Source organism: Spirulina sp. CCY15215 (genome assembly GCF_016888125.1).
In the GTDB taxonomy this organism is placed as follows: domain Bacteria; phylum Cyanobacteriota; class Cyanobacteriia; order Cyanobacteriales; family Spirulinaceae; genus CCY15215.
Genome location: NZ_JACSWA010000478.1, coordinates 1 through 543, shown reverse-complemented (window position 1 = coordinate 543; position 543 = coordinate 1). Strand labels below are relative to the sequence as shown.

The 543-nt window shown below is 49.2% G+C and carries 1 protein-coding gene; it reads right to left on the bottom strand.

From position 1 onward, the window contains the following. Window positions 1-111: 111 nt before the first annotated feature. The gene (locus JUI58_RS15910) at window positions 112-456 is read right to left on the bottom strand and encodes a chemotaxis protein CheB (RefSeq protein WP_204104785.1); all 345 of its coding nucleotides are present in this window, start codon (window positions 454-456) and stop codon (window positions 112-114) included. Window positions 457-543: the final 87 nt, after the last annotated feature.

Here is a 543-nt window from a genome sequence, read left to right as displayed (position 1 = left end):
AGTTCAGCATATCCAATCGACCAAGACAAGCGCGGTTTTAACCCGCTTTCGGTGGATTAACCACAGAATCCCCGTCTTTTTAAAGCGGGGAGATGTCGAACTTGGTTTAATTTACCCGGCAAACATTCCACTGCGAGCAAGGGTTACAGGCTGGGAAGAATGGCGATCGAGCCAATCTGCCAAACTGGGAGCAAATTTCTCGTCGATATGCTGAATGAGGGCGATCGCGGCATTAAAATTACTGGGAAGCCGACTCAAAATATAGGTCAAAGCATTAGGACCCCCCGTGGAACAACCGATAACAAGGAGAGGAGAACCGGGGATTTTCACCTTTGTGAAAGATGGAACAGTGGGAGAAGAAATACCGGGGCGCGATCGCGGGGGAAGAGGGGCAATGAGATGGGCGATCTTGGCAATTTTCCGCAATAATGCTTGGGGTTCGCTACTATTGAACAAAATGTCGAGCGCAGTCCCTACCCATAATCTTTGATTTGGGTAGGGTTAGCGAGACCAACAAAGGAAATCGCGAAGCATCCGACTAGA